The sequence below is a fragment of the Cetobacterium sp. genome (genome assembly GCF_048470075.1).
In the GTDB taxonomy this organism is placed as follows: Bacteria; Fusobacteriota; Fusobacteriia; order Fusobacteriales; family Fusobacteriaceae; genus Cetobacterium_A.
On the sequence record NZ_DBGBQB010000078.1, the window covers coordinates 1 to 5,804 of the forward strand.

Below are 5,804 nucleotides of genomic sequence, written 5' to 3' on the forward strand. Positions count from 1 at the left end.
AATTAGAACTTTTAAATGTATTTCGTTCATTAATTAATTTTCTATTGTATAAATGAATTTCCAAATTTAGCGAAATTTTGGTATTTGGATTGGTAATTTTTATTTTTCCCTCCATATAATCTCCTGTATTAAAATTTTCAATTAATTTTAGTATATCACTTAAAATAAATTATTTCAAATTACTTTAGACCTCGCGTTGATTTTTTGTCCTTCGCACCAAATTTACAACTTTCTCAATGAAATCAACGGCTACTCGTTAGAAAGTAGTTTTTTTATTTAAAAGTTATAATCTCTTTGACTAGTTAATTATTTGAGATAAAAAAACTATCTTAGAAGAACGTACTTTTAAAGTCTCCAATCTAAGATAGTCTATTTGAACATTTAAAATTTGATAGCTAAGAAGTTAATTTACACTAAATTTAGTACCCTCCCTAAGGATCCTATCAGGAAAAAATATTTTTTGATGGAAACCCACATTGATGGGAGTTTTTTTACTATTATCTTCACATTATTTTTAGTATTTATATTCTTTTAATGCCTTATCTAAATCAGCTTTTTTTAATGTTGTTGCTATAACTTCTTTTTTTGTTGTTCCAGCTACTTTTTTGGTTACTTTTTCAAAAATCTCTAAACATTCTTCAAAATATTCTTTTATAAGAGTATCGTCCGTATTGTTTAATAATGTTATAATATTTTGACTCTGTTCTTTTAATGATTTTTTTGAAATTTTCCAATTAAGCATTTTATTTAAAAGCAATAAACTTAAATGAAATTTTCCATATGACATTAATCCTTTTTTATACATATCTACATCACTTTTTCTTGAATAACTTCTTATTAATTTTTCAATTTTTAAATATATTAATACTGGTATTAAATATAAATTAAATGAAAAATCTTTTTCGTGATTGATTTCAAATACTCTATCATAGTTTTCTGTAAATATTTTTTTAGGATTGGCTCTAGCTATACTTGGTTTTTGTTCTATAATGCTATAATATATTTGTGATAATTTTTGAATTGATATTATTGGACTTTTATATTTATTTTTATAAAAATTAATACGTCTTTCATAATAAATATCATGATCCAAGAAAAATGTTTCTATATGTTTATGAATACTTTCATTAGCTCTTAAGCTAAATACTTTTATTTCTGTTTGAGCGTTAGTTGTTTCTGTTATCTTATATATTAAATCTTGATTAGCCGTTTCAATAATTTTGACTATTAAGCTCGCGTCTGGATTTAATTTATCTCCAGCATTAAAGATACTATTAGATGTTTGACACCCATTAACAATTTGTATTCCATCTAATTTCCATTTTTGATTTGGTAATTCCTCTACACTTTTAGCTATTATTGTTAAACCATTATTAAAACTCCATAAATATTTACCCTCTTCTTCATCACAAGATGTATTTTTTATTTTTTCATTAATCTTATTATTTGGATAGTAATCTCGAATATTTAATTCAAATATTTGAGTTGAAAATTTTTCAACTAAACTAGCTATCTCACTAGCTTTTATAATTCCAACATAACCATTAATTTTGTTTCCATCTTTATCTTCTGTAATGTATTTAAATGAATTTTCATAAGAGAGAATACTTTCTATTTTTTGAGGCTCTTGATTTTTATTAATTAACTCTGATCCACCATATATATTTAAATAAACATTCTCATAGCAATTTTCATTTAATATAGCTTTTATACTTTCAAATTTAGGAAATAAAATAGGATCTTTTTTTAGGTTCTGTGAAACCCCTGTATAACATAAATTGACATGTACACTAACGTTTTTCCAAATAAAGTCATCTATTATTTTAGCCCTAATTTTTTCTAATTCATTAAATTTATCGACCATATAACTATTTAATGAATGATCAATATCATTTTCTAAAAAAGCTTTTTTAATTCCTTCATATAATTTTAATATAGTTTCAGCATCTATTGATTTTCCTTTTTTAAATTGAAAAATATGAAATTCAAATTTAGTATTTTTATTAAAATTTTCTAACTCTTCAAACGATTCTATATTTTTTCCATCTCCGATGATATATAAAGCATCTATTCCATAATCGTGTTGTTCAAATCTATATGAGCTATCAACTATACCATTTTCTATTTCTTCTCTTTCCATGAAATCAAATATACTTTTTAAAGAAAAAAACATAAAACCATTAGCTTCTTTAAAATGTGTATCTTGAATAGAATAAGGATGTTCTAGTAATTCTATTTCTTTTTTTATTTTAGATGTTATAATCATATCCTAACACTCCTCATTATAATTTTTTCCAAATTTTGTTTCTATATAATTCATCATAATTTCTAAATCTTTATCTGAAATATTATCAATATATTTTTCAACCAATTTGAAATATGGTTTTAATTTCTGTTCTTTTTCTTTTTTTTCAAGAGCCTTTATTTTCTTATTTGCTTCTCTAATAGCTTTCTGTTTTTGTTGCTTAATTTCTTCTTTTAATTCTGTAAAAGTTTTTTTCTTTTTTTGCTCATTACAATTATTTTCAATCATTCGTAATTTCCCCCTTTTTACTTTTATTAATCTAAGTATAGTATTAATGTTTACAAGTGTCAATAGTATCTGATATAATTGAGGTGGAAAATTACTAGGGCAAGTTTACTACTTTTGCCGTCAAAAACTTCGTTTTAGTCGTCAAAGTAGAACTTGTAAAGGTGGGGCATAGCCCCCCTTTAATCCCCCCATTAAGTTAAATAAAAATTTCCATATAAAATGGGTACTTTTTATTTAACTTTTAAAGGAGTTGAAAAGATGAAAAAATTAACAGTAAGACTTGATGAAGATGATTACAATTTATTAGTAGAACAATGCAAAGTTTTGGAATGTACCCAAAACCAATTTTTTAGAGAACTTTTAAGAAAAAATTTAGCTACAGATATTGAAGAATATAACACAACATTAAAGGAGATTTTTAGGACTCTAAAAATAGCTTCAAATAACCTTAATCAAATAGCTAAAAAAAGTCATTATTCTGATGATGTAGAAACTATAAAAAAGGAGCTGAATGAGCTATGGCAATCCTTAAAGGAATAGGTAATCCAAGTTCCAAAAGTGGTGGAGCTAAATCTGCGTTAGAATATGTGGGAAAAAAAGCAGATTTAACAAAAGGAATTTATTGTTCTAATGATTGGAAAGAAGCCTTTAATGATTTTCAAAACACTAAAGAGTTTTATAATAAAGAAAATGGTCGCCAATATCTTCATTATGTCCAATCTTTTAAAGAAGGAGAAGTTACTCCTGAAGAAGCTCTTGAACTTACAGAAAAATTTTGTAATAAAGTTATAAAAGATAACGAGGTTTTTTTAGCAGTTCATACAGATCAAAAACATACCCATTGTCATGTGATTGTTAATTCAGTTTCTTATGTTGACGGACATAAATTCCAATGCTCAAGAAATGATTTAGAAAAATGGAAAGAAATTTCTAATGAAATTAATAAAGATCATGGATTAGAAATACCTCAAAAAACAACTGAACAAGGTAAAATCATCGCTTGGAAAAAAGAACAATATATGGCTATTAAAAAATCTTTAGAAAATAAAGATGTTCCAAACGATAGTTTAAATCTTGTTAATTCAATTTTAGAAATATCAACGTGCTGCCAAAATAAAAATGAGTTTATTGAAAAAATGGATTCAAAAGGTTATCAAGTAGATTGGCAAGATCATAAGAAAAATATTACTTTCACAGTTTCAGAAAATATTTTAACTGGAAAGAAAAATAAGTTTAGATTAAATACTTTAGGTAAAACTTTTAATCATGAAATATTGAGTAAGGAGGGACTAGAAAATGAATTTTCTAAAGCAAGAGAACAATATGAAAGACCAGAGTTATCAAGAGTTAATACAGGAAAACAACCAATTGAAAGAACTACTAATGAACTATCAGAACACCAACAGGAAACAGGATTTAGAACTAAAGTTGATGATAGAGCAATACAACAAAATGGAATCATCACTAGAGAAAGCTTTAGAGAAAGTTTTGGACTTAGAAGAGTCAATACCCTTGATGATAAAAGACATGAAAGAGAGTCAAAGCGATTGGCTGAAGAAAGCGAACGAGAACTTAAATCAAGAAATGAACAACAACAAAGAAGCTCTAATAAAATCAAACGAAAACCTAATGACAGAGGCTTCGACATTACTGACTAATATTTCTAACCTAGAAACAAAAATTAAAGATAATACTAAGGTTCTAGATAATGCAAACACTATTGTTACTAACTTTAACACTGAAAGTAAAAATGTTTTGGAAAATATCAGAGATAAATATCGAGAAAACTTTTGGAAAAATCTTTTAAAAGTTGGAGGGATCAGCTTTATTCTTAACGGAGTAATTATTGGATTTTTCTTATGGGTTACAAATCTTAATTATAACAAAAAATTAATAGTTAGAGAGAGTCAAATCTATGAAAAGCTTATGCAAATAGACAGAGTTCAGAGAGGAGAAGCAAAGTTTTATTTTGATAAAAAAGATAACGCTTTATACATCCAAGACGCAGAAAAAAGAAATGTCCCTAAAAAACTAGAGGATGAAACAACTTATTTGATTGGATTTTGGCAAACTGTTTGGAATAACTTATTTAAATAATTTTAAATTTGTGGAGGTTTTTTATGATAATTGAAGGAGTTATATGTCCTATTTGTAAAGATTTCTTATATCCAAGTTCTAGTAAAAAAGAATTTCAATTTTGCAAATGTAATTCAATTGGAATTGATCATGGAATTTTTATAAAAAATATTTTCACTTATTCAAAAATAGCAATTTTTAATAAAAATAAACTAAATTTATTTCAAATTAAAACTAAAAAAATCAAATTATCAAATTCTTTGTAAAATCGATTTTAAGGCTATGAGAACCTTTCTTTGAGGTTTTTATCGTAAAACTGTCGCAAGTATATTTAAAATCGATTTTAGTGCGGTTAAAATCGATTTTGTTTAGCTTTTTAAAATGAAGTTTACAAAAAAGAAAAGATGAGCTAACGGCAATTAGCTCATCGAGTTATATTTATTCCAACTGTTTCTTGGTGTTTATATTATACTTAAAAATTTCAAAAAATTCAATAAAATTATGATATAATATTCAAGCCTCATTGAAAGGAGGTGAGTTATATTTATTCAAAACTGTTTAGGTTTATTATACTGGTTGTTTTGTTTGTCTTGGTAAACAAAATTGCATTATAATTAAACCAAAAAAGGGAGAGTCGGCAAACTCTCTCTTTTTTATTTTTTAAAAATAAAAGTCTGCTATTGTTTCTTTAAAAAGAATCTTTTATTCTTTAAATAATCTTTAAAAGATTTAGGCTTTAGATTAACGTTGATTTTACTGAGGTTAATAGGGTAATGAGACTACCAATTGTGGGTAATGAGACTACCAATTGTGGGTAAAAGGCTACTTAAAATTTGACAAGTAGCCTTTAGTGTGGTAATCTTGATTCATAAAAGGTTTAATAACTAATAAGACTACTATTTGTGGATAATTAAAAATAAAAATGGAGGGGTATAATTGTCTAGAGATGTTGTAAAATATCACAATGATATGAATAAAGTCAATCTTGGAGTTTTTTCAACAAAAGAGTTAGATTTATTTTTTTCGATTTGTTTTAAATTAAAAGAACAAGGAACTAATGAAATAAAAATTTCTTTTGATGATATAAAATTTTTGATTGGAGAAGTAAAAAATCCAAAGAGAGTAAAATTACACGTAGATAATTTAAATAAAAAATTAGCACAACTTAATTATCAATTTGAAATAAGTCCTAATA

Annotated in this window: 7 protein-coding genes; 5 read left to right on the forward strand and 2 right to left on the reverse strand. The window is 25.3% G+C overall.

The annotated features are described in order from the left end of the window. Positions 1-514: 514 nt before the first annotated feature. Positions 515-2,266 carry an AIPR family protein gene (locus tag ACMOUI_RS02970; RefSeq protein ID WP_418964260.1) on the reverse strand — a complete coding sequence of 584 codons (1,752 nt, stop codon included), beginning with the start codon at positions 2,264-2,266 and terminating at the stop codon, positions 515-517. 3 nt (positions 2,267-2,269) lie between these two features. Next, complete coding sequence (locus ACMOUI_RS02975; protein WP_418964261.1) at positions 2,270-2,533, reverse strand: hypothetical protein; 264 nt, start codon at positions 2,531-2,533, stop codon at positions 2,270-2,272. Between the two features lie 258 nt (positions 2,534-2,791). Here ACMOUI_RS02975 and ACMOUI_RS02980 point away from each other — a divergent pair, with 258 nt between their 5' ends. From ACMOUI_RS02980 to ACMOUI_RS03000, 5 genes are all read left to right on the forward strand, one after another. After that, a complete protein-coding gene (locus tag ACMOUI_RS02980; RefSeq protein WP_418964262.1) occupies positions 2,792-3,073 on the forward strand; it encodes a plasmid mobilization protein in 282 nt (93 codons plus the stop codon). Then, positions 3,052-4,191 (forward strand): relaxase/mobilization nuclease domain-containing protein, encoded by a 1,140-nt coding sequence (locus ACMOUI_RS02985; RefSeq protein ID WP_418964263.1) that lies wholly within the window; start codon positions 3,052-3,054, stop codon positions 4,189-4,191. The genes ACMOUI_RS02980 and ACMOUI_RS02985 overlap by 22 nt, the downstream gene beginning before the upstream one ends. Beyond that, positions 4,163-4,630 (forward strand): hypothetical protein, encoded by a 468-nt coding sequence (locus ACMOUI_RS02990; protein WP_418964264.1) that lies wholly within the window; start codon positions 4,163-4,165, stop codon positions 4,628-4,630. The genes ACMOUI_RS02985 and ACMOUI_RS02990 overlap by 29 nt, the downstream gene beginning before the upstream one ends. 23 nt (positions 4,631-4,653) lie before the next feature. After that, entirely contained in the window at positions 4,654-4,875 is a 222-nt protein-coding gene (locus ACMOUI_RS02995; RefSeq protein ID WP_418964265.1) for a hypothetical protein, read from the forward strand. Positions 4,876-5,545: 670 nt separating this feature from the next. Continuing rightward, a partial coding sequence (locus ACMOUI_RS03000) for a RepB family plasmid replication initiator protein (protein ID WP_418964266.1) occupies positions 5,546-5,804 on the forward strand: 259 nt, incomplete at its 3' end.